This window comes from Streptacidiphilus jiangxiensis (assembly GCF_900109465.1).
In the GTDB taxonomy this organism is placed as follows: Bacteria; Actinomycetota; Actinomycetes; order Streptomycetales; family Streptomycetaceae; genus Streptacidiphilus; species Streptacidiphilus jiangxiensis.
The window spans coordinates 18,878-38,176 of the sequence record NZ_FOAZ01000012.1 but is presented as its reverse complement, the minus strand read 5'-3'; the positions used below and the strand labels follow the sequence as shown (position 1 = coordinate 38,176).

The window sequence follows — 19,299 nt, the reverse complement described above, 5'->3', positions numbered from 1 at the left end:
GGCTTCGCCCCGCACCCCTTCTTTTCTGCTAGTCCTCGCCGAGGTAGGCCTTGCGGACGGACTCGTCGTGCAGCAGGTCCGCGCCGGTGCCCGACAGCGAGATCTTGCCGATCTCCATCACATGACCCCGGTCCGCCAGCGAGAGCGCGGCCTGGGCGTTCTGCTCGACCAGCAGGATGGTCATGCCCTGGTCGCGCAGCTCGACGATGGTCGACATGATCTTCTGCATCATGATCGGCGAGAGGCCCATGCTGGGCTCGTCCAGCATCAGCAGCTTCGGCTGCGACATGAGCGCGCGGCCCATCGCCAGCATCTGCTGCTCGCCGCCGGACAGCGTGCCCGCGGCCTGCTTGCGCCGCTCGCCCAGGATCGGGAAGAGCGTGTAGGCGCGGTCCATGTCGGCCTGGATCCCCGCCGGGTCCCGGCGCAGGAACGCGCCGAGCTGGAGGTTCTCCTCGATGCTCATCCGGGCGAAGATGCGCCGACCCTCGGGCGAGTGGGCCAGGCCCATGCCGACGATCTTGTTCGCGGCCGTGCCGTCGATCCGCTCGCCGTTGAAGCGGACGGTGCCGCCCGCCGGCTTCAGCAGCCCCGAGATGGTGCGCAGCGTCGTGCTCTTGCCGGCGCCGTTGGTGCCGATGAGCGTGACGATCTGGCCCTGCTCGATCGAGAAGGAGATGCCCTTGACGGCCTCGATCTTGCCGTAGGCGACGCGGAGGTCCTCGACCTCAAGGAGCGCGGTCACTGGTTCTCCTCCGTGCTGGTCGTGCTCTCCGTGCCGGCCTCGGCGCCGTCCATCGGGGTGCCGAGGTAGGCCGCGATGACGCGCTCGTCGCTCTGGACGGTCTGCGCGTCGCCCTCGACCAGCTTCTTGCCCTGGACCAGGACGGCCACACGGTCGCACAGGTTGAAGATGAACCGCATGTCGTGCTCGATGACGAGCACCGCCATGCCGCGGTCGCGGATCGCGAAGACCAGCTCCTCGGTGGCGCGGGTCTCCTGCGGGTTCATGCCGGCCGTCGGCTCGTCGAGCAGCAGCAGGCCCGGCTCGCTCGCCATGGCGCGGGCGATCTCCAGCTTGCGCTGCTCGCCGTAGGGCAGGTTGCGGGCGAGCATGTCGCGCTTGTCCGCCAGTCCGACGAACTCCAGCAGCTCCAGGGCCTTGGCCCGCGACTCGGCCTCCTCGCGGCGGTAGCCGGGGCCGCGCAGGATGGCCGAGACGATGCCTTCCTTGGTGCGCGTGTGCCGACCGACCAGGACGTTCTCCAGCACCGTCATGTTGTGGAACAGGCGGATGTTCTGGAAGGTCCGGGCCATGCCCGCCTGGGTGACCTTGTGCGGGGTCGGCGGCAGGAGCTGGCCCTGGTAGCGGACCTGACCCTCCGTCGGCACGTACAGGCCGGTGAGGCAGTTGAAGAAGGTGGTCTTGCCCGCACCGTTGGGGCCGATCAGACCGATGATCTCGCCGGTGTTGACGGTGAGGTCGACACCGCCGACGGCGGTCAGGCCGCCGAAGCGCATGACGACGTCGCGCGCCTCCAGCAGCGGCGTCCCGGCCGCCGGAGCGGCCGCGGGCGTGGTGGTGGTCTCGGTGGTCATCTCTTCTCACGCCCCTGCGGTGCTGAGCTGGGCCGCGGGTGCATCCTCGGCCTCGTGGAACTCCAGCTGCCGACGCCGGCTCGCGATGATGCCCTCGGGCCGCAGCCGCATGAACAGGATCAGTGCGACACCGAAGATGAGCAGTTCGTTGCTCTGGAGGAAGGTCAGCTTCTGCTGGAGCAGGTAGAACAGCGTCGCGCCGACGATCGGACCGGAGACGGTGCCCATACCGCCGATGACGACCGCGGCCAGGAGGAACGCGGAGTTGGGCGGCACCGGCCCGGCGAAGACGAACGGGTCGGGCACCACGGAGAAGTTGACGTGAGCCATCACCGTTCCGGCGAGGCCGGCCAGGGCGGCGCCGAGCGCGAAGGCCAGCAGCTTGAACCGGAAGCCGTTGATGCCCATGGCGGTGGCGGCGGTCTCGTCCTCGCGGATGGCGACCCAGGCACGACCGATCCGCGAGTCCGCGGCCCGGCTGAACACCAGCATGATGATCGCCATGATGATCAGCATCAGCCAGAAGTAGTTGGCGAACCGGCCGATGGTCGCACCCAGGATCGTGTGCGGGTTGCCGAGGTTGAACCCGAGGATGCTGAGGTCGGGGATGTTGACGATGCCGTTCGGGCCACCGGTGACGTTCGGGCCGGAGACGCCGTCGAGGTTGGAGACGACGATGCGGAAGATCTCTCCGAAGCCCAGGGTCACGATGGCGAGGTAGTCGCCGCGCACCCGCAGGGTCGGCGCACCGAGCAGCACACCGAAGATCCCCGAGACCGCGGCGCCGGTCAGCGCGGCGGCCCAGAACGGGAAGGTGGCGTGGACGGAGGAGGTGACCGCGCCGGAGACCAACGCCGCCGCGTAGGCGCCGACACCGAGGAAGGCCACGTACCCGAGGTCCAGCAGACCGGCCAGGCCGACCACGACGTTCAGGCCGAGCGCGGTCGCCGCGAAGATCAGCACGTTGACGCCCAGGGCGGCGTCGGCGTCGCTCTGCTGGACGAACACGAAGGCCGCGGCGGTCAGGAAGCCGAGCACGGCCGCCCACGCGCGGTTGCGCTCGAAGATCTCGGTGGCCCGGCGCAGCAGCCCGGACTGGGACAGCGCCCAGAGGCTGAAGCAGAGGACCGCCAGGAAGCCGACGAAGAGCTGCCCGTAGGGCGTGTCCACACCGTAGGCGAAGATCTCCAGGGCGAGCGCCAGCATGAGGATCATCAGCACGACGTCGACCGCGACCGGGAGCCGCTTGGCAGCCCGCAGCGTCGGCGTCGGGCCGGTGTAGTGCTTGAGAACGATGCACAGACGGGCGATCGGAACCACCCCGGCACCGGCCATGACGAGGCCGGCGGCCCCGTTGCCGGTGAGGTGGAGCAGGTAGCCGACCGCGAGCAGGCCCGCTCCGGCGTAGAGGGTCTGCAGCCACTCGGCGCGCGTCGGCGCGCAGACCGTGGAACCGGGGGCGCGCGGCAGGCCGAGCGTGCCCACCAGCGCGATCAGGCTCGCCACACCGGCGACCCAGCCGCCGCTGGTCAGGTTGACCAGACCGTGCAGCTGCACGGCGATGGCGATCAGGGTGAACCAGGTGACCGCGACGCCGCCGACCGCGAACAGCAGCGTGGCGTTGCCGGGGTTGCCCGGGGCCAGCACGCGCAGGCCCGGGACCGCGGCGATGACGCCCATCAGCGCCGTGAGCAGACCGGCCGTCAGGGTCAGCCACTGCAGGCCGCCCGGGTAGCCGCTGATGGTCAGGTCGCCCGGGAAGGAGGAGCTGTAGGTCCAGGCGAGGAAGGCGGAGGCGGCGGTGAGGGCGCCGCCGCCGATGGCCAGGCCGTGGGCCACGGCGGCGGGCATGCGTACGGCGGGCTTGAGCGCCGCCTGGTCGGGCTGCTCGGTGGTGAGGGTCTTGGTGTCGGTCATGCTGCTCACGCCCTGTCCGCGACGCGCTCGCCCAGCAGGCCCTGCGGCCGGAACATCAGGACGAGGATGAGGATGACGAAGGCCCACACGCCGGACCAGTCCTGGCTGCCGAACTGGCTCATGCCGGGGATGTACTGGATGTACGCGGCGGAGAGGGTCTGGGCCAGGCCCAGCACCAGGCCGCCGAGCATGGCGCCGTAGATGTTGCCGATTCCGCCCAGCACGGCGGCGGTGAAGGCGAACAGGCCGTTGAGGAAGCCCATGTTGTACTCGATCTGGCCGTAGCGCAGACCGCTGGAGATACCGGCGATCGCGGCGAACACGGCGCCGATGGCGAAGGCGATCACGATCACCTTGTCGGTGTCGATGCCCATGAGCTTCGCGGTGTCCGGGTCCTGCGCGGTGGCCTGCATGGCGCGACCGGTGCGGGTGCTGCGCACGAAGTAGGCCAGGAAGAGCGTCGAGAGGACCGCGGCCACCACGACGAAGATGTCAGCGGACTGGAAGACGACGGAGCCCAGGTGGAACGGGCCGCCCGGCAGCTGGGGGAAGACTCGCGCGGACTTGTTGCCCGGGAAGCCCCAGACCAGCTGCTGCAGGAAGATGGAGAGGCCGATCGCGGTGATCAGCGGGGCGAGACGGGGGGCGTTGCGCAACGGCCGGTAGGCGAAGCGCTCGGCGAGGACGGCGACGAGCGTGGCGGTGGCCACGCCTCCCACGATCATCAGCGGCAGCGCGAGCCAGATGGAGACGTTGGCGCCGAGCTTGCTGTAGACGGCCAGCGCACCGAAGGCGCCGGTCATGAAGATCTCGCCGTGGGCGAAGTTGATGAGCTGGATGATGCCGTAGACCATCGTGTAGCCGACGGCTATAAGCCCGTACATGGCCCCGAGAAAAAGGCCGTTGGCCAGGTTTTGCGGCAATTCGTGCACCGCAGGCCTCCGTTGTCGTTCGGATATGGAAACGCGCGGGGGCGCAACGGTGTGCTGCGCCCCCGCGCGGGCAGGGTCTGCGGTACGTCAGCCGGAGAAGGTACCGGTCTTGATGGTGGCCCACTGGCCGCTCTTGACGCCGTACACGGTGAGCTGCTTGTTGGTGGCGTCGCCGTACTGGTCGAAGGAGACCTGGCCGGTCACGCCGCTGAAGCTGACCTGGGCCATGGCGGTCTCGATGGCCTGGCGCGGGTTGGCCGGCAGCTTGCCGTTGTTCGCCGCGGCGACGGCCTTGACGGCCTCGATGATCGACCAGGCGGAGTCGTAGGAGTAGCCGCCGTACGCCGCGTACGGGTCGGTGTAGCCACCCGCCTTGTAGTTGGCGATGTAGGTCTTGGCGGAGTCGAGGCTCTCGACCGGGGCGCCGACCGAGGTCGCGTAGTCACCCTCGGACGCGGTGCCGGCGAGCTTGATGAACGTGTCGTCCTTCATGCCGTCGCCGCCGACGACCGGGCCGTTGTAGCCGGCCGCCTTGAGCTGCTTGGCCAGCGGGGCGCCGTCCGGGTACTCACCACCGAAGTAGACGACGTCGGCGCCGGAGGCCTTGATCGCGGTCACGGTGGAGGAGTAGTCGCTCGCGCCGCTGGTGACGTGGTCCTGGCCGGCCACGGTGCCGCCGAGCTTGGTGAACTCGTCCTTGAAGGTCGCCACCAGGCCGACGCCGTAGGTCAGCTTGTTGTCGACCAGGAAGACCTTCTTCTTGGCCAGCGTGGTGTAGACGAACTGGGCGGCGAAGGGGCCCTGGATGGCGTCCGTGGTCGCCGTGCGGAAGTAGGACTTGAACTGGCGCACCTTGGTGCCGGTGCCCCAGCTCGGGCCCTGGGTCAGCGACGGGTTGGTGTTGGCCGGGGAGACCTCGACCAGATTGGCCTCGTCGAAGATCTTCTGCATCGAGACCGCGACACCGGAGTTCAGCGGGCCGACCACGCCGACGACGTTGCTGTCCGCGACCAGGGTGGTGGCGTTCTGCTGACCCTGCTGCGGGGAGGCCTTGTCGTCCGTCGCCTCGATCTTGAACGTGATGCCAGGGACCTCGTTGGTCTTGTTGGCGGTCTTGATCGCCAGGTCCACGGAGTTCCGGATGCCGAGGCCCAGCGCGGACAGCGGGCCCGTCAGCGGGGCGTCCACGCCGATGGTCACCGTGGTCGCGGAGGACGCGCTGCTGGAGCCGGAGGCGCCGGAGGCCGCCCGGGAACCGCAGGCGGAGAGGGTGAGCGTGCCGGCGGCCGCGATGGCGGTCAGCATGAGCAGGGAACGGTTGCGCACGGAGTGTCCTTCCACTGGCATGAGGGGTAGTCCGCGCGAAGGCCCCGACCTTCTTAACCATGGCGCGGTAACTGGCCGTGACTTTAAAGCTCCGTTGCGCTCCGCCGGGAGCGGTTGTCCCGCTATGTGATGGGGTTGTTATGTGCTGAGCAAGATTTGAGCCTTCATGCTCGACGGCAGGCGGCGGTCATGGACTGGTGGAGGTCGGCGGTGTATCGGTCACCGAGTATTTCGCTTTCCTGCCCGATTGCACGGATGTTACGGAACGTAACGTCTATGAAAGGAAGTTCGTCGTTCGTCGGAATGCGCGAGCAGTCGGTCGCCGTGGCGATCAGCTGAATGCGTCGGCTTTGCCCGGGTTGCACCTGAATCGGGAGGGACGGTTCGGTACGCAGCGTCAGTCCTGCGTCGCTGAAGTGAATCTGAGTGACCGTCACGGCGGCGACGTCCTCGTCCCGGACGGTGATCACGAAGCCGGTGGAGCCCTGTCCGCGTGCGACGCTCCCGTCGTAGGTCACGGTGGAGTGCAGGGCGGGCCACAGGGTCGGCGCGGGCGGGACCGGTCGAGGCAGCGTCAGAAAGCGTGCCAGGGCGGCCGCGAGGGCGATCAGCAGCGCGAGACCGACCAGCGCGAGGCGCCGCCTCCGGCTCTGTCGCCGCCACCAGCGGCGTGGGCTGCGCGGGTCGCGGTCGTTGGACTCCAGGATCTCGACCCGCCACGCCCCGGACTCTCCCGCCATGCGGGCCAGGGTGCCCGCAGCCGGGCGCAGCCAAACGCGTAGGGGACTTGCACGGTGCAGGGACGCGAGGCTCTGCCGGTCTGCGGGTGGGCGCGACAACCCCCGGCCTTCGGCCGGGAGGGGCCCTGCGGCGAGCGGATCCTCCTCGACGCGCAGGGCCGTCCGCCTCGGGAGGGTTGCTCGCGCGGTTCCTCGCGCAGTTCCTCGCGCCCCTGGGGGCTACAGGTCGCGCAGCATGCAGGTGAGGCGGCAGCTGGTGACGCGGCGGCCCTGGTCGTCGGTGATGGCGATCTCGTACGTCGCCGCGGTGCGACCGCGGAAGACCGCCGTGGCGACGCCGGTGACCAGACCGGAGGTCGCGCTGCGGTGGTGGGTCGCGTTCAGGTCGACGCCGACCGCGTAGCGGCCCGGGCCCGCGTGCAGCATGGCGCCGACCGAGCCGATGGTCTCCGCGAGGGCGGCCGACGCGCCGCCGTGCAGGAGGCCGTAGGGCTGCTGGTTGCCCTCCACGGGCATGGTGCCGACCACGCGCTCCGGGGACGCCTCCACGATCCGGATGCCGAGCTTCTCGCCGAGGTGGCCGCCGGAGAAGGTCTCGGGCGACACCCCCAGCTTCGCGAAGTGGTCCAGCACGTCCTGCGGGACGTTCAGCTGGATGGCGGGCTGCTCGGTGCTGGACTGCTGGTCGGCCATGTTGCTCCTGACGCCGTTGTCGTTCGGGATCACCGTGGTGCGAGATCCGTGCGATCGTACGACGCGGGAGGCTGCCGAGTTGATGTGACGCAGGTCGCTCCGCCCGAACTGTCGGTGCCGAGCCATAGGATTTCAGCGGAAGCACGAAGGCAGTCGGCCGGAGTGGTCGGCAGAGCGGCGGGTGGCGAGAGCATGGCAGGCAGTCAGGGTACGACCGGCGGGTCCAAGGGGCGGCTGCTCCTCATGGACGGCCACTCCATGGCCTACCGCGCCTTCTACGCCCTCCCCGAGGAGAACTTCTCCACCGCCACGGGCCAGCCGACCAACGCGGTCTACGGCTTCACCTCGATGCTCGCCAACATCCTGCGCGACGAGCAGCCCACGCACTTCGCCGTGGCCTTCGACGTCTCCCGCAAGACCTTCCGTGCCGGCATCTACCCGGAGTACAAGGCCAACCGCTCGGCCTCGCCGGAGGGCTTCCGCGGCCAGGTCGAGCTGGTCTCCGAGCTGTTGGACGCCCTGCACGTGCCGCACCTGCGCTCGCCCGAGTACGAGGCCGACGACATCATCGCCACCCTGGCCACCGCCGCCTCGGCCGAGGGCTACGAGGTGCTGATCCTCACCGGCGACCGGGACTCGCTCCAGCTGGTGAACGACAACGTCACGGTGCTCTACCCGACCAAGGGCGTCTCCGAGTTCACCCGCTACACCCCTGACAAGGTGTTCGAGAAGTACGGCGTCACCCCCGCCCAGTACCCGGACCTTGCCGCCCTGCGCGGCGACCCGTCGGACAACCTGCCCGGCATCCCCGGCGTCGGCGAGAAGACGGCCGCCAAGTGGATCAACCAGTACGGCAGCTTCGCCGAGCTGGTCGCCCACGCCGACGAGGTCAAGGGCAAGATCGGCGAGAAGCTCCGCGGCGGCCTGGCGGACGTCAAGCTCAACCGCGAGCTCACCGAGCTGATCCGCGACGTCGAGCTGCCGCTCGGCCTGTCCGACCTGGTCCGGCAGCCCTACGACGTCCCGGCCACCACGCTGCTGCTGGACACCCTGGAGTTCCGCAACCAGCAGCTGCGCGACCGCCTCTTCGCCGTCGACCCGGGCGCCGGTTCCGGCGCGGCCGAGGGCGGCGCGGACATCGCCGCCGGGCCGGGCGTGGAGGTCCACGGCGCGCTGCTCACCGAGCCCGGCGCGCTCGCGGCCTGGCTCGCCGAGCACGCCGCCGAGGCGCGCGTCGGGCTCGCCGCCGACTACAAGTGGTCCCTCGGGGAGGGCCACGTCAAGGCCGTGGCGCTCGCCGTCGAGGCGGGCCCCGCCGCCTGGTTCGACCCGACCTCCCTGGCCGAGGCCGACGAGCAGGCGTTGGCCGCCTGGCTCGCCGACGCCGCCAGGCCCAAGGCGCTGCACATCGCCAAGCAGGTGCAGCGTGCCTTCGCCGAGCACGGCTGGCACATCGCCGGTGTCGAGGCGGACAGCGCGCTGGCCGCCTACCTGGAGAAGCCGGGCCGCCGCACCTTCGGCCTGGACGTGCTCGCCGAGGAGTACCTCGGCCGCACCCTCGGCTCCGCCGTCGCGGCCGACTCGGGCCAGCTCGCCTTCGGCGACGAGGCCTCCGAGGACGACGAGACGGCCGCCGCCGCCGAGCTGCTCATGGTCGAGGCCCGCACCGTGCTCGACCTCGCCGTCGTGCTGGAGGAGCGCCTCGCCAAGGACAGCGCGCTCGGCCTGATGCGCGAGCTGGAGCTGCCCATCGCCGAGCTGCTGGCCAGGATGGAGCGCACCGGCATCGCCGCCGACCGCGAGTGGCTGGCCCAGCTGGAGATCCAGTTCGGCTCCGCCGTGCAGCAGGCGGTCAAGGAGGCCCACCACGCGGTCGGGCACGAGTTCAACCTCGGCTCGCCCAAGCAGCTCCAGGAGATCCTCTTCAACGAGCTGGGCCTGCCCAAGACCAAGAAGATCAAGACCGGTTACACGACGGACGCCGACGCGCTCACCTGGCTGGCCGGCCAGACCGAGCACGAGCTGCCCGTCATCCTGCTGCGCCACCGCGACCAGACCCGGCTGCGCACCACCGTCGAGGGCCTGATCAAGACGATCGGCGCGGACGGACGGATCCACACCACCTTCAACCAGATGGTCGCCGCGACAGGCCGCCTCTCCTCGACGGACCCGAACCTGCAGAACATCCCCGTCCGCACCGAGGAGGGCCGGATGATCCGCCGCGCCTTCGTGGTCGGTGAGGGCTTCGAGACGCTGCTGACGGCCGACTACAGCCAGATCGAGCTGCGCGTCATGGCCCACCTCTCCGAGGACGAGGGCCTGCTCGCCGCGTTCGCCTCCGGTGAGGACCTGCACACCACCGTCGGCTCCTACGTCTTCGACGTCGCCCCCGACGCGGTCGACGCGGAGATGCGCCGCAAGGTCAAGGCAATGTCCTACGGCCTCGCCTACGGGCTGTCGGCCTTCGGCCTCTCGCAGCAGCTCGGCATCGAGACCGCCGAGGCGCGCCGCCTGATGGACACCTACTTCGAGCGCTTCGGTGGCGTGCGGGACTACCTCCAGCGTGTCGTCGAGGAGGCCCGCGGCACCGGCTACACCGAGACCCTCCTCGGCCGCCGCCGCTACCTGCCGGACCTCACCTCCGACAACCGCCAGCGCCGCGAGATGGCCGAGCGGATGGCGCTCAACGCGCCCATCCAGGGCTCGGCGGCGGACATCGTCAAGATCGCCATGCTCAAGGTCGACACGGCGATGCAGGCGGCCGCGCTCACCTCGCGCATGCTGCTCCAGGTCCACGACGAAATCGTCCTGGAGATCGCCCCCGGCGAGCGCGCGGCGGTCGAGGAGCTGGTCCGCCGCGAGATGGCCGGCGCCTACCCGCTGCGCGCCCCGCTGGACGTCTCCGTCGGCGCCGGCCGCAACTGGGAGGACGCGGGGCACTGAGGCTTCCGCAGACAGTTGCGCCTCCAGGGGCGCGAGGAACTGCGCGGGGAACCCACTCCAGGCGGATGGCCCTGTCCGCTCGGGACCTGACCCTCGTGGGTGGCTTGTCGCGCAGTTCCTCGCGGCCCTAGAGCGCTTCCGCGCTCATGCGATGGGCCAGCCAGACCGGGAGTGCGGCCAGCACGATGAGCGCGGAGGCGACGACGTCCACCACCGGGCCCTGGTTGGGGCGGGCCAGGTTGTCGTAGATCCACAGCGGCAGCGTCTGCGTGCCCGGGCCCGCGGTGAAGGTCGTCACCACGATCTCGTCGAAGGAGAGCGCGAAGGCCAGCAGCGCGCCCGCGAACAGCGCTCCGCGCACCGCCGGCAGTGTGACGTACCAGAACGTCTGGAACGTGTGCGCGCCCAGATCCGCCGAGGCGTCCTCGCTGCCCGAGGAGAGTCGCCGCAGGCGCGCGGAGACGTTGTTGAAGACCACGACGATGCAGAACGTCGCATGGCCGACGATGACGGTGAAGAGCCCGAAGCCGATCCCGAGCGGCGTCAGCACCGTTCGGAACGCCGCGTTCAGGGCGATGCCGGTGACGATGCCGGGCAGTGCGATCGGCAGGGCCAGCAGGAACGACACGGCCTGCCGCCCGAAGAACCGGTGGCGCGTCGCCGCGAACGCGGCCATCGTGCCGAGCACCAGGGCGATCCCGGTCGCGCCCAGCCCGGCCTTGACCGACGTCCACAGCGCCGTGCGCAGGCCCGGCTCCTGCCAGGCTGCCTGCCACCACCGCAGGCTGAACCCGCTCGGTGGCCACGCGAACGACCGCGAGGCGTTGAACGAGTTGACCAGGACCACCAGCAGCGGCACGTAGAGCACGGCCAGCCCGAGTGCCATCGCGAGCCGCAGGGCGATGCGCGAGCGCAGGTTCAGATGCATCAGAGGTTCTCCAGCGCGCCCGTGCGGCGCACGGCCAGCAGGTAGCCGACGATCAGCAGGACCGGCACACACGACACCGCGGCCGCCATCGGCAGGTTGAGGGTCACGTCGGAGGCGATGACGTTGCCCAGCATCTGCGTCGTGCCGCCGACGATCTGCACGGTGAGGTAGTCGCCGAGGCTCAGCGAGAAGGTGAAGATCGAGCCGGCCAGCAGGGCGGGCTTGGCCAGCGGCAGGATCACCGACCGGAACGTGCGCCACGGGCGCGCGCCGAGGTCCGCGGAGGCGGTCAGCAGGCTGTCCGGCAGGGCGGCGAACGCGGCGTACAGCGGCAGCACCATGTACGGCAGCCACAGGTACGAGAGCGTGATCACCACCGCCGGCACGCCGAAGCCCGGCGTCCCGCCCAGCCAGTCGAGCACCCCGCCGTGGCTGAGCATCACCCACCACGCGTAGGCCTTGACCAGGTAGCCCGCCCAGAGCGGCGCCGTGACCGCGACCAGCAGCAGCCGCCGGCTGCCGGGGCGGGCGACGCGCGCCATGTAGAACGCCATCGGCAGGGCCAGGCCGGCGTCGACGACGGTGACGCCGACCGCGATGCCGAGCGTGCGCAGCGCCACGGTCCGGTAGACCGGGTCGCTGATGACGCTCGCGAAGTTGTCGGTGTTCCACACGTACTCCACCTGCGAGGTGAAGTCGTTGGTGGTCCAGAACGCCGACATCAGCAGCACTCCGAGCGAGCCGAGGTAGGCGAGCACGAGCCACGCCATCGGTGCGGAGAGCAGCGCGGAAAGGCGCAGGCCGGGGCGCCGGTGGAGCGCCCCGGCCAGCCTGCGCACGGGGGAGCGGTGCATCAGCTCTTGATCTCGTTCCAGGCGGTGACCCACTGGGCGTAGTCGGTGCAGTCGTCCTGGCCGCTGCCGTCGACGCAGTTCTTCGTCGGGGTGTTCCAGTAGTAGACGTTCTTCCACCACGACTCGTCGTCCGCGTGGTAGTCGGCGCAGAACTGCGGATTGTCCTTGATGTACGCGCAGGCCTGCGAGTTGGCGGGTGCCTCACCGAAGTACTCGGCCACCTGGGCGTTGACCGACGGCGAGACGATGTAGTTCATCCACTGGTAGGCGCAGTTGGGGTGCTGGGCGTGGGAGGAGATCATCCAGGTGTCCGACCAGCCGGTCGAGCCCTCGCTCGGCAGGATCGCGTCGGTCTTGACCTTGTTGTCGGCGGCGACGGCCTGCTGGATGACCTCCCAGGTGGTGCCGAGCCAGAAGTCGCCGGAGTCGAAGGCGGCCTGCTCCTTGGTGTAGTCGCTCCAGTAGGCGCTGATGTTCTGCTTCTGCGCCTTGAGCAGGGAGACGGCGGCGTTCAGCTGGTCGGCGGTGAGCGCGTAGGGGTTCTTGATGCCCAGCGACGGCTTGGTCTTCATCAGGTACAGCGCCGCGTCCGCGATGTAGATCGGGTCGTCGTAGGCGGTGATGTGGCCCTTGTAGGGCGAGGCGGGGTCGAAGACCGCGCTCCAACTGGTCGGCGCGGGGGTGACCTTGGTGGTGTTGTACATGAGCAGGTTGGCGCCGCGGCCGTGCGGGATGCCGTAGGGGACGCCGTTCACGGAGTTCCACGGCTGGTTCTTCAGGCCGGGGTAGATGGTGGCGTAGTTCGGCACCAGCTTGGTGTTGACGGGGGCCACGTCGCCGCTCGCGATCAGCCGCAGCGTGGCGTCGCCGGAGGCGGAGACGGTGTCGTACTGGCCGGTCTTCATCAGCGCGACCATCTCGTCGGAGGTGCCCGCGACCTTGAGGTTGACCTTGCAGCCGGTCTCCTTGGTGAACGGGGTGACCCAGTCGACGGTCTTGCTGTCCTGGCCGTACTCGACGTAACCGGCCCAGGCGACGATGTTGACGGTGCCCTCGCCGGCGCCGAGGCTCTGCTGCATCGCGATCTTCGGTGCCGTGAAGCCGGTCGGGGAGTTTCTCCCGTCCGAGGACTTCGCCGAGCAGGCGGCGGTGAGCAGCAGGGCCGCCGTCGCGGCGAGCGCTGCCAGGGAACGGAGGGTGCGCATGCGGTGTGCTCTCCTTCGTCGGTCAGTCGTCGGTCAGTCGTCGTTCAGGGCGATCGTGTGGGTGCGGCGCCAGGCGAGGACCACCCCGGAGCCGGAGCCGAACTCGCGTTCCTCGTCGCGGCTGTGGCGCACTGCGGTGAACCGCCCGCCCGCCTCCAGGTCGACCAGGAAGCGCGTCTGGGCGCCCGCGTAGACGATGTCGGCGATCCGGCCGGGTGCGGCGACCTCGTCCGGGGCGACCGGATCGTCCGGTGCCAGCAGCCGGATCCGTTCCGGACGTACCGCGTGACGGCCGGCGGTGCCGAGGACCGCGGCCGCCGCGTCGCCCGCGAGCAGGTTCGCGGTGCCGACGAATCCCGCGACGAAGGGCGTCGCGGGGCGCTCGTACACCTCGGCGGGCGTGCCGACCTGCTCGATCCGGCCCGCGTTGAAGACCGCGATCCGGTCGCTCATGGTCAGCGCCTCGTCCTGGTCGTGGGTGACGAAGACGAAGGTGATCCGCGCCTCGCGCTGGATCTGCTTGAGCTCCAGCTGCATCTCCAGCCGCAGCTTCAGGTCGAGTGCGCCGAGCGGTTCGTCGAGCAGCAGCACCGAGGGCCGGTTGACCAGCGCCCGGGCCAGGGCGACCCGCTGGCGCTGACCGCCGGAGAGCGCCGCAGGTCGGCGGTCGGCCAGCCCCTCCAAGCGCACCGTGGCCAGGGCCCGTTCGGCCCTCTCGCGGCGCTCGGCCTTGGGGACCCGCTTCACCCTCAGCCCGTACTCGACATTCTGACGCACCGACAGGTGCGGGAAGAGTGCGTAGTCCTGGAACACGGTGTTGACGTCGCGGTCGAAGGGTGCGAGCCGGGTGACGTCCTGGCCCGAGAGCAGGACCCGTCCCTCGCTCGGCTCGTCGAAGCCGGCGATCAGGCGCAGCACGGTGGTCTTGCCGGAGCCGGAGGGGCCCAGCATGGAGAAGAACTCGCCGGGCCGGATGTCCAGGTCGACGCCGTCCACCGCGCGCACCGCGCCGAAGCTCTTGCCGACGCCCTTGAGTGAGACGGCCGCATCGGTGTTCGTCATGACGTCATGCATGCCCAGGAAGCTAGGCAATTCGATCTCGATTGGGCCATGGACTCCGGCACGGTCTTCCGGGCGCGGATTGTGCAGCCGTACAGTCGCGAGCATGCCGGTGCGGTTGGGGGAACTGCTCGCGGAGCGAGGGCTGGGGCTGCGCGCACTGACGGACGTGTCCGGTACGGGGCGTTCGGTCAGTTGGGCCGTGCCGTCCGAACTCGCTGATCCGACACCGTGGTTGGACGGTGGCGAACTGGTGCTGACCACCGGGCTGCGACTGCGCTCCCGGGCCGCCCAGGAGGCTTTCGTCGATCGGCTGGTGCTGGCCCGCGCCGGCGGGGTCGGCTTCGGCACGGGACTCGGACACGACCGCGTGCCGCGTGCCCTGCTCGCCCGCGCCCGGCAGTCGGCCCTTCCGGTGCTCGAAGTCCCCTACGAAACGCCCTTTGTCGCGCTGGTCCGGTTCTGCGCCGAGCGGTTGGCGCAGGAGCGGGCGACGGCGACGGACCTCTCGGGCCGCCGCGAGTTGCTGGGCCGGGTCCTGGCCGAGGTGCTCTCCGGCGGCTTCGACGAGCCCACCGCGGAGCGGGTGTTGGCCTGCCACGACGTCGATCTCGGCCGACCGCACCGGGTGGTGCTGGGCACCTGGGCCGCGGCCGGGCGTCAGGCCGAGGCCCGGCTCGCGGCGCTCCCGTGTCGGCGGGTCGGGGCCGTGTTCGAGGGCGCGCTGCTGGTCGTGGCACCGGCGACGTCGGCGGAGGAGACGGCGGTGGAGCTGCGTGAGGTGCTGGCCCGGGATCCGTTGCACGGCGCGGAGGCGCAGGTCGCCGTCGGACCGTCGGGTGTGGGCGTGCGAGGCCTGCGGGCCGGCTGTGCCGCCGCCCGCGAGGCCCTGGAACGCGGGAGGCGTGAAGCCCCTGATGCTCCCCGGCTCGCAGAGCTGTTGGCGACCCAGGGCGACCCGTCCGTCCGGCAGTTCGGCCGACGCCTGCTGGAACCCCTGGTCCGCTTCGACAGCGAGCACCGCGCGGATCTCGTCGGCACGCTGCGCCGATACCTGGAGACGGACGGATCGGTGCAGGCCACGGCGGAGGGGCTCTTCGTCCACCGCAACACGGTGCGCTACCGGCTGGCCCGGATCGAGGAGCTGACGAACCGTTCGCTCGCGGCCACGGCGGACCGCGCGGAGCTCTGGTTGGCCCTCGCCGTCGCCGGGTGATCGCGATCGTCGCGGAGTAGAACCTGTTCTCATTTGTGGCGCGCGGCGCTACGGTGCGACTTCTGCCGAGCGGAGGGAGCGGGGACGTGCGTGCGCTGATCGCCGCGGCCGTAGGGGCCGCCGTCGCGGTGGTGGTGGGCCTGGTCGCCGTGCCGCTCGCCGACCAGAACGGGCCGACCTCGGCCAAGCCCATGCTCACCAGCGCCCCGGCGCACCCGTGAGCGGGGGCGGCGGCATGCGGCAGCGACTCGCGCTGGTCCTGGTGGCCCTGGCCGCGTTCCTGGCGGTGCTCGGCGTGATGCTGCGGGTGTGGGTCTACCCGCACGTCGTGGCCGTCCCGGACAACCAGTACCAGGCCGTCGTGCTGGAGGCGAAGGACGCCACCCTGATCGACTACAGCAGGATGGCCGGCGTCCCGCACCAGCACGTCACCATCGTCGAGACGCTCAAGGGCGACGCGCAGGCCGCGCAGGCCGAGAAGCGCCGCACCGGCCGCGACGTGGTCGTCTGGGACGCGCTCTCCTACGTGCTGGGCAACGACGGCAAGATGCTCTCCGCGATCCCCGAGATCTACCCCTTCGACGCCCGCACCCAGGAGCCCGTGCACTGCTGCGGCGAGAACGTCGACGGGCAGGCACTCGGTCGGGTCGGCATCGAGTACAAGTTCCCCTTCGACACCCAGCCCCACGACTACCAGTACTTCGACCCGCAGACCCGTGCCTCGGCGCCGATTCACTACAAAGGAACCACCACGCTCGACGGGCTGACCGTCTACTACTTCGAGCAGACGATCCCCTGGACCCGGGTGCCCTTCCCCAAGGCCATGCCGGAGGGCGTCGCGATCACCCCGGCCCAGATCGACAAGCTGGGCTACCAGCGCTGGTACACCACCGTGCGCAAGTTCTGGGTCGACCCCGTCACCGGCGCCCCGGTCAACGGCGAGGAGTTGCACAACGAGCAGCTGCGGATGCCGCCGAGCTCCGGGCTGGCCCCCGTGACGATCTTCTCGGGGGACGTGAGGATCCGCCCCGACTATGAGGCCGCGACCGTCGCCCTGGTCAAGAAGGAGCGCACGCTCCTGCTGCTGCTCCACGACGACCTGCCGGTCGGGATGGAGCTGGCGGCGGTCGCCGCGCTGGCCCTCGCCTTCGTGGTCGAGGGCCGGGCGCGGCGCAACCGGGCGACGGCGTCAGTCCCGGACGCAGACGAAGATCGCGGTGCCGGGGATGTGGCGGCCGCGCAGGGGGCTCCAGCCGCCCCACTCTGAGTCGAGCCCCTCGGGCCACTCCGGCTCGACCAGGTCGACCAGTCGGAAGCCGGCCGCGGCCAGCTCCCGCACCCGGTCGCCCAGGGTCCGGTGGTGCTCGACGTAGACGGCCCGGCCGGTCTCGTCCTGCTCGACGTAGGGCGTGCGGTCGAAGTACGAGGCGGTCGCGGTCAGGCCCTCCACGCCCGGCTCGTCCGGGAACGCCCAGCGGATCGGGTGGGTCACCGAGAAGACCCACCGGGAGCCCGGCTTCAGCACCCGGTGCACCTCCCGCATCAGCCGCGCGGTGTCCGCTGCGAAGGGCACCGCGCCGTAGGCGGAGCAGGCCAGGTCGAAGCTGCCGTCGGCGAAGGGCAGCACGGTGGCGTCCGCCTGCACCAGGGGCGGCGTCACGCGGTCCAGCTGCTCGTCGATCCGGCGGGCGTGCTGCAGCATCCGGTAGGAGAGGTCCAGGGCCACCGGGAGGGCGCCCTGGTCGGCCAGCCAGCGCGAGCACTGCGCCGCGCCGGCGCCGATCTCCAGGACCCGGGCGCCACGCAGGGCGGACGGGTCGCCGAGCAGCCGCGCGTCGGCCTCGTCCAGGCCCTCGGGGCACCAGGTGAACCGGGCGTCGCCCAGGAACTCTCCGTGCTCCAGCTGGTACTCGTCGGCGTTCCGGTCCCACCAGCTGCGGCTGGCCCGGCTGCTCTCGGCCTCGCCGGCCTCGCGGCGGACCGCCTCGGCGTCGTCGTCCGGAGTGGAGGGGATGTCGTCGGGGGGCGTGTCATCGATCATGTCCCGGATAGCGTAGCCTTGGCGCCGTAGTAGACGAGGTCAGCGCGTGGCCTAGCGGAATGTCCCGTTCGGGCGACTTGTCGCCATCCGTCCGGGCTGTTCCAACAGTGCGGCTTCCGCATTGACCGTGCATGGCTGTCCCCGTATGCTACAAGTTGCGCTGCGGGCCTGCGCGCCTCGGACGGAGCAGGTCGCGCTCGTATCTGTTGAAGACTCCACAGGTTGTGCTTTCAGGCTCTTCTGCGTGCACGTCAAGTGGCGTCCTTGGTAGAGCGATCACGGGTCCCCGGCGTGGTATTACCTACGACTTCATGTCCGTACCGGAGCCCCTTTCCTAATGACGAGCAGCACCGAGGCCCCCACCACTCCCCAGGTTGCGGTCAACGACATCGGCGACGCCGAGGCATTCCTCGCCGCGATCGACGAGACCATCAAGTACTTCAACGATGGTGACATCGTCGAAGGCACCATCGTGAAGGTCGACCGTGACGAGGTGCTCCTCGACATCGGTTACAAGACCGAGGGCGTCATCCCGTCCCGCGAGCTTTCGATCAAGCACGATGTCGACCCGCACGAGGTTGTCGCTGTCGGCGACAACATCGAGGCCCTGGTTCTCCAGAAGGAGGACAAGGAGGGTCGCCTGATCCTGTCCAAGAAGCGTGCGCAGTACGAGCGCGCCTGGGGCACGATCGAGAAGATCAAGGACGAGGACGGCATCGTCACCGGTACCGTCATCGAGGTCGTCAAGGGTGGTCTCATCCTCGACATCGGCCTCCGTGGCTTCCTCCCGGCCTCCCTGGTCGAGATGCGCCGCGTTCGCGACCTCCAGCCCTACGTGGGCAAGGAGCTCGAGGCCAAGATCATCGAGCTGGACAAGAACCGCAACAACGTGGTCCTGTCCCGCCGTGCCTGGCTGGAGCAGACCCAGAGCGAGGTCCGCCAGACCTTCCTCACCACCCTGCAGAAGGGCCAGGTGCGCTCCGGCGTCGTCTCCTCGATCGTCAACTTCGGTGCCTTCGTGGACCTGGGTGGCGTCGACGGCCTGGTGCACGTCTCCGAGCTGTCCTGGAAGCACATCGACCACCCGTCCGAGGTTGTCGAGGTCGGCCAGGAGGTCACCGTCGAGGTTCTCGACGTTGACATGGACCGCGAGCGCGTCTCCCTGTCGCTGAAGGCGACCCAGGAGGACCCGTGGCAGCAGTTCGCCCGGACCCACCAGATCGGTCAGGTCGTCCCGGGTAAGGTCACCAAGCTGGTTCCGTTCGGTGCGTTCGTCCGCGTGGACGAGGGCATCGAGGGTCTGGTCCACATCTCCGAGCTGGCCGAGCGCCACGTGGAGATCCCGGAGCAGGTCGTCCAGGTCGGCGACGAGATCTTCGTCAAGGTCATCGACATCGACCTCGAGCGTCGTCGCATCAGCCTCTCGCTGAAGCAGGCCAACGAGTCCTTCGGTGCCGACCCGATGGCGGTCGAGTTCGACCCGACCCTCTACGGCATGGCTGCGTCCTACGACGACCAGGGCAACTACATCTACCCGGAGGGCTTCGACCCCGAGGCGAACGACTGGCTGCCCGGCTACGAGAAGCAGCGTGAGGAGTGGGAGCGCCAGTACGCCGAGGCGCAGTCCCGCTTCGAGCAGCACCAGGCCCAGGTCGTCAAGAGCCGCGAGGCCGACGCCGAGGCTGCTGCCGCTGGTGAGGGTGCCGCTGTCGAGACCGGCGGCGCCGTGTCCGGTGGCTCGTACTCCTCCTCCAGCGAGGAGACCTCGGGCGCCCTGGCGACCGACGAGGCCCTGGCCGCGCTCCGCGAGAAGCTCGCGGGTGGCCAGAGCTGAGGCTCTGCTCTC

17 protein-coding genes are annotated in these 19,299 nt (G+C 70.0%); 5 read left to right on the top strand and 12 right to left on the bottom strand.

Annotated elements, in window-relative coordinates:
* Nucleotides 1-28: 28 nt before the first annotated feature.
* The 7 genes from BMY61_RS22635 to BMY61_RS22605 form a co-directional block, all read right to left on the bottom strand.
* Entirely contained in the window at nt 29-745 is a 717-nt protein-coding gene (locus tag BMY61_RS22635) for an ABC transporter ATP-binding protein (RefSeq protein WP_042453354.1), read from the bottom strand.
* Nucleotides 742-1,599 (bottom strand): ABC transporter ATP-binding protein, encoded by an 858-nt coding sequence (locus tag BMY61_RS22630; RefSeq protein ID WP_042453353.1) that lies wholly within the window; start codon nt 1,597-1,599, stop codon nt 742-744. Before BMY61_RS22630 ends, BMY61_RS22635 begins: the two co-directional genes overlap by 4 nt.
* Nucleotides 1,600-1,605: 6 nt before the next feature.
* Nucleotides 1,606-3,516, bottom strand: a complete 1,911-nt coding sequence (locus BMY61_RS22625) for a branched-chain amino acid ABC transporter permease (RefSeq protein ID WP_042453468.1) — start codon at nt 3,514-3,516, stop codon at nt 1,606-1,608.
* Between the two features lie 5 nt (nt 3,517-3,521).
* Nucleotides 3,522-4,448 carry a branched-chain amino acid ABC transporter permease gene (locus tag BMY61_RS22620; RefSeq protein WP_042453351.1) on the bottom strand — a complete coding sequence of 309 codons (927 nt, stop codon included), beginning with the start codon at nt 4,446-4,448 and terminating at the stop codon, nt 3,522-3,524.
* An 87-nt stretch (nt 4,449-4,535) separates the two neighbouring features.
* Nucleotides 4,536-5,774 (bottom strand): branched-chain amino acid ABC transporter substrate-binding protein, encoded by a 1,239-nt coding sequence (locus BMY61_RS22615; protein ID WP_042453350.1) that lies wholly within the window; start codon nt 5,772-5,774, stop codon nt 4,536-4,538.
* 164 nt (nt 5,775-5,938) lie between these two features.
* Nucleotides 5,939-6,514, bottom strand: a complete 576-nt coding sequence (locus BMY61_RS22610; RefSeq protein WP_052439055.1) for a hypothetical protein — start codon at nt 6,512-6,514, stop codon at nt 5,939-5,941.
* Between the two features lie 219 nt (nt 6,515-6,733).
* Nucleotides 6,734-7,207: a PaaI family thioesterase gene (locus BMY61_RS22605; RefSeq protein ID WP_042453348.1), complete on the bottom strand. Its 474-nt coding sequence runs from the start codon at nt 7,205-7,207 to the stop codon at nt 6,734-6,736.
* A 192-nt stretch (nt 7,208-7,399) separates the two neighbouring features.
* On the opposite strand from BMY61_RS22605, the gene polA reads away from it, so the two are divergent.
* Nucleotides 7,400-10,150 (top strand): DNA polymerase I, encoded by a 2,751-nt coding sequence (gene polA, locus BMY61_RS22600; RefSeq protein WP_042453346.1) that lies wholly within the window; start codon nt 7,400-7,402, stop codon nt 10,148-10,150.
* Between the two features lie 127 nt (nt 10,151-10,277).
* On the opposite strand, the gene BMY61_RS22595 is transcribed toward polA, so the two are convergent.
* The 4 genes from BMY61_RS22595 to BMY61_RS22580 are packed head-to-tail and all read right to left on the bottom strand — an operon-like array spanning nt 10,278 to nt 14,199.
* Nucleotides 10,278-11,078: an ABC transporter permease gene (locus tag BMY61_RS22595; RefSeq protein ID WP_042453344.1), complete on the bottom strand. Its 801-nt coding sequence runs from the start codon at nt 11,076-11,078 to the stop codon at nt 10,278-10,280.
* Nucleotides 11,078-11,932 carry an ABC transporter permease gene (locus BMY61_RS22590; protein WP_042453343.1) on the bottom strand — a complete coding sequence of 285 codons (855 nt, stop codon included), beginning with the start codon at nt 11,930-11,932 and terminating at the stop codon, nt 11,078-11,080. Before BMY61_RS22590 ends, BMY61_RS22595 begins: the two co-directional genes overlap by 1 nt.
* Nucleotides 11,932-13,137, bottom strand: a complete 1,206-nt coding sequence (locus BMY61_RS22585) for an ABC transporter substrate-binding protein (RefSeq protein ID WP_042453337.1) — start codon at nt 13,135-13,137, stop codon at nt 11,932-11,934. The genes BMY61_RS22590 and BMY61_RS22585 overlap by 1 nt, the downstream gene beginning before the upstream one ends.
* A 33-nt stretch (nt 13,138-13,170) precedes the next feature.
* Nucleotides 13,171-14,199, bottom strand: a complete 1,029-nt coding sequence (locus BMY61_RS22580) for an ABC transporter ATP-binding protein (RefSeq protein ID WP_052439064.1) — start codon at nt 14,197-14,199, stop codon at nt 13,171-13,173.
* A 103-nt stretch (nt 14,200-14,302) separates the two neighbouring features.
* Between BMY61_RS22580 and BMY61_RS45140 the strand changes: the two genes are divergently transcribed.
* The 3 genes from BMY61_RS45140 (at nt 14,303) to pgfA (ending at nt 16,679) form a co-directional block, all read left to right on the top strand.
* A complete protein-coding gene (locus tag BMY61_RS45140; RefSeq protein WP_075004025.1) occupies nt 14,303-15,412 on the top strand; it encodes a PucR family transcriptional regulator in 1,110 nt (369 codons plus the stop codon).
* Nucleotides 15,413-15,498: 86 nt separating this feature from the next.
* Nucleotides 15,499-15,633: an SPW_0924 family protein gene (locus tag BMY61_RS45135; protein ID WP_143094474.1), complete on the top strand. Its 135-nt coding sequence runs from the start codon at nt 15,499-15,501 to the stop codon at nt 15,631-15,633.
* Between the two features lie 14 nt (nt 15,634-15,647).
* Complete coding sequence (pgfA, locus tag BMY61_RS22570) at nt 15,648-16,679, top strand: cell envelope lipid trafficking protein PgfA (protein ID WP_042453331.1); 1,032 nt, start codon at nt 15,648-15,650, stop codon at nt 16,677-16,679.
* Here the strand turns inward: pgfA and BMY61_RS22565 are convergent.
* Nucleotides 16,602-17,453, bottom strand: coding sequence for a class I SAM-dependent methyltransferase (locus BMY61_RS22565; RefSeq protein ID WP_042453329.1), 852 nt, complete (start codon nt 17,451-17,453; stop codon nt 16,602-16,604). The two genes, pgfA and BMY61_RS22565, sit on opposite strands and share 78 nt — an antisense overlap.
* Nucleotides 17,454-17,790: 337 nt before the next feature.
* Here BMY61_RS22565 and rpsA point away from each other — a divergent pair, with 337 nt between their 5' ends.
* Entirely contained in the window at nt 17,791-19,287 is a 1,497-nt protein-coding gene (gene rpsA / locus BMY61_RS22560; RefSeq protein ID WP_042453327.1) for a 30S ribosomal protein S1, read from the top strand.
* Nucleotides 19,288-19,299 lie beyond the last annotated feature (12 nt).

What these genes read in the sequence shown, in the direction of transcription:
- BMY61_RS45140 (WP_075004025.1), top strand. Translation starts at nt 14,303, where the DNA reads ATGCCGGTGCGGTTGGGGGAACTGCTCGCGGAGCGAGGGCTGGGGCTG.
- BMY61_RS22625 (WP_042453468.1), bottom strand. Translation starts at nt 3,516, where the DNA reads ATGACCGACACCAAGACCCTCACCACCGAGCAGCCCGACCAGGCGGCG.
- BMY61_RS22590 (WP_042453343.1), bottom strand. Translation starts at nt 11,932, where the DNA reads ATGCACCGCTCCCCCGTGCGCAGGCTGGCCGGGGCGCTCCACCGGCGC.
- rpsA (WP_042453327.1), top strand. Translation starts at nt 17,791, where the DNA reads ATGACGAGCAGCACCGAGGCCCCCACCACTCCCCAGGTTGCGGTCAAC.
- BMY61_RS22585 (WP_042453337.1), bottom strand. Translation starts at nt 13,137, where the DNA reads ATGCGCACCCTCCGTTCCCTGGCAGCGCTCGCCGCGACGGCGGCCCTG.
- BMY61_RS22565 (WP_042453329.1), bottom strand. Translation starts at nt 17,453, where the DNA reads ATGATCGATGACACGCCCCCCGACGACATCCCCTCCACTCCGGACGAC.
- pgfA (WP_042453331.1), top strand. Translation starts at nt 15,648, where the DNA reads ATGCGGCAGCGACTCGCGCTGGTCCTGGTGGCCCTGGCCGCGTTCCTG.
- BMY61_RS22610 (WP_052439055.1), bottom strand. Translation starts at nt 6,514, where the DNA reads ATGGCGGGAGAGTCCGGGGCGTGGCGGGTCGAGATCCTGGAGTCCAAC.
- BMY61_RS22580 (WP_052439064.1), bottom strand. Translation starts at nt 14,199, where the DNA reads ATGACGAACACCGATGCGGCCGTCTCACTCAAGGGCGTCGGCAAGAGC.
- polA (WP_042453346.1), top strand. Translation starts at nt 7,400, where the DNA reads ATGGCAGGCAGTCAGGGTACGACCGGCGGGTCCAAGGGGCGGCTGCTC.
- BMY61_RS22595 (WP_042453344.1), bottom strand. Translation starts at nt 11,078, where the DNA reads ATGCATCTGAACCTGCGCTCGCGCATCGCCCTGCGGCTCGCGATGGCA.
- BMY61_RS22630 (WP_042453353.1), bottom strand. Translation starts at nt 1,599, where the DNA reads ATGACCACCGAGACCACCACCACGCCCGCGGCCGCTCCGGCGGCCGGG.
- BMY61_RS22605 (WP_042453348.1), bottom strand. Translation starts at nt 7,207, where the DNA reads ATGGCCGACCAGCAGTCCAGCACCGAGCAGCCCGCCATCCAGCTGAAC.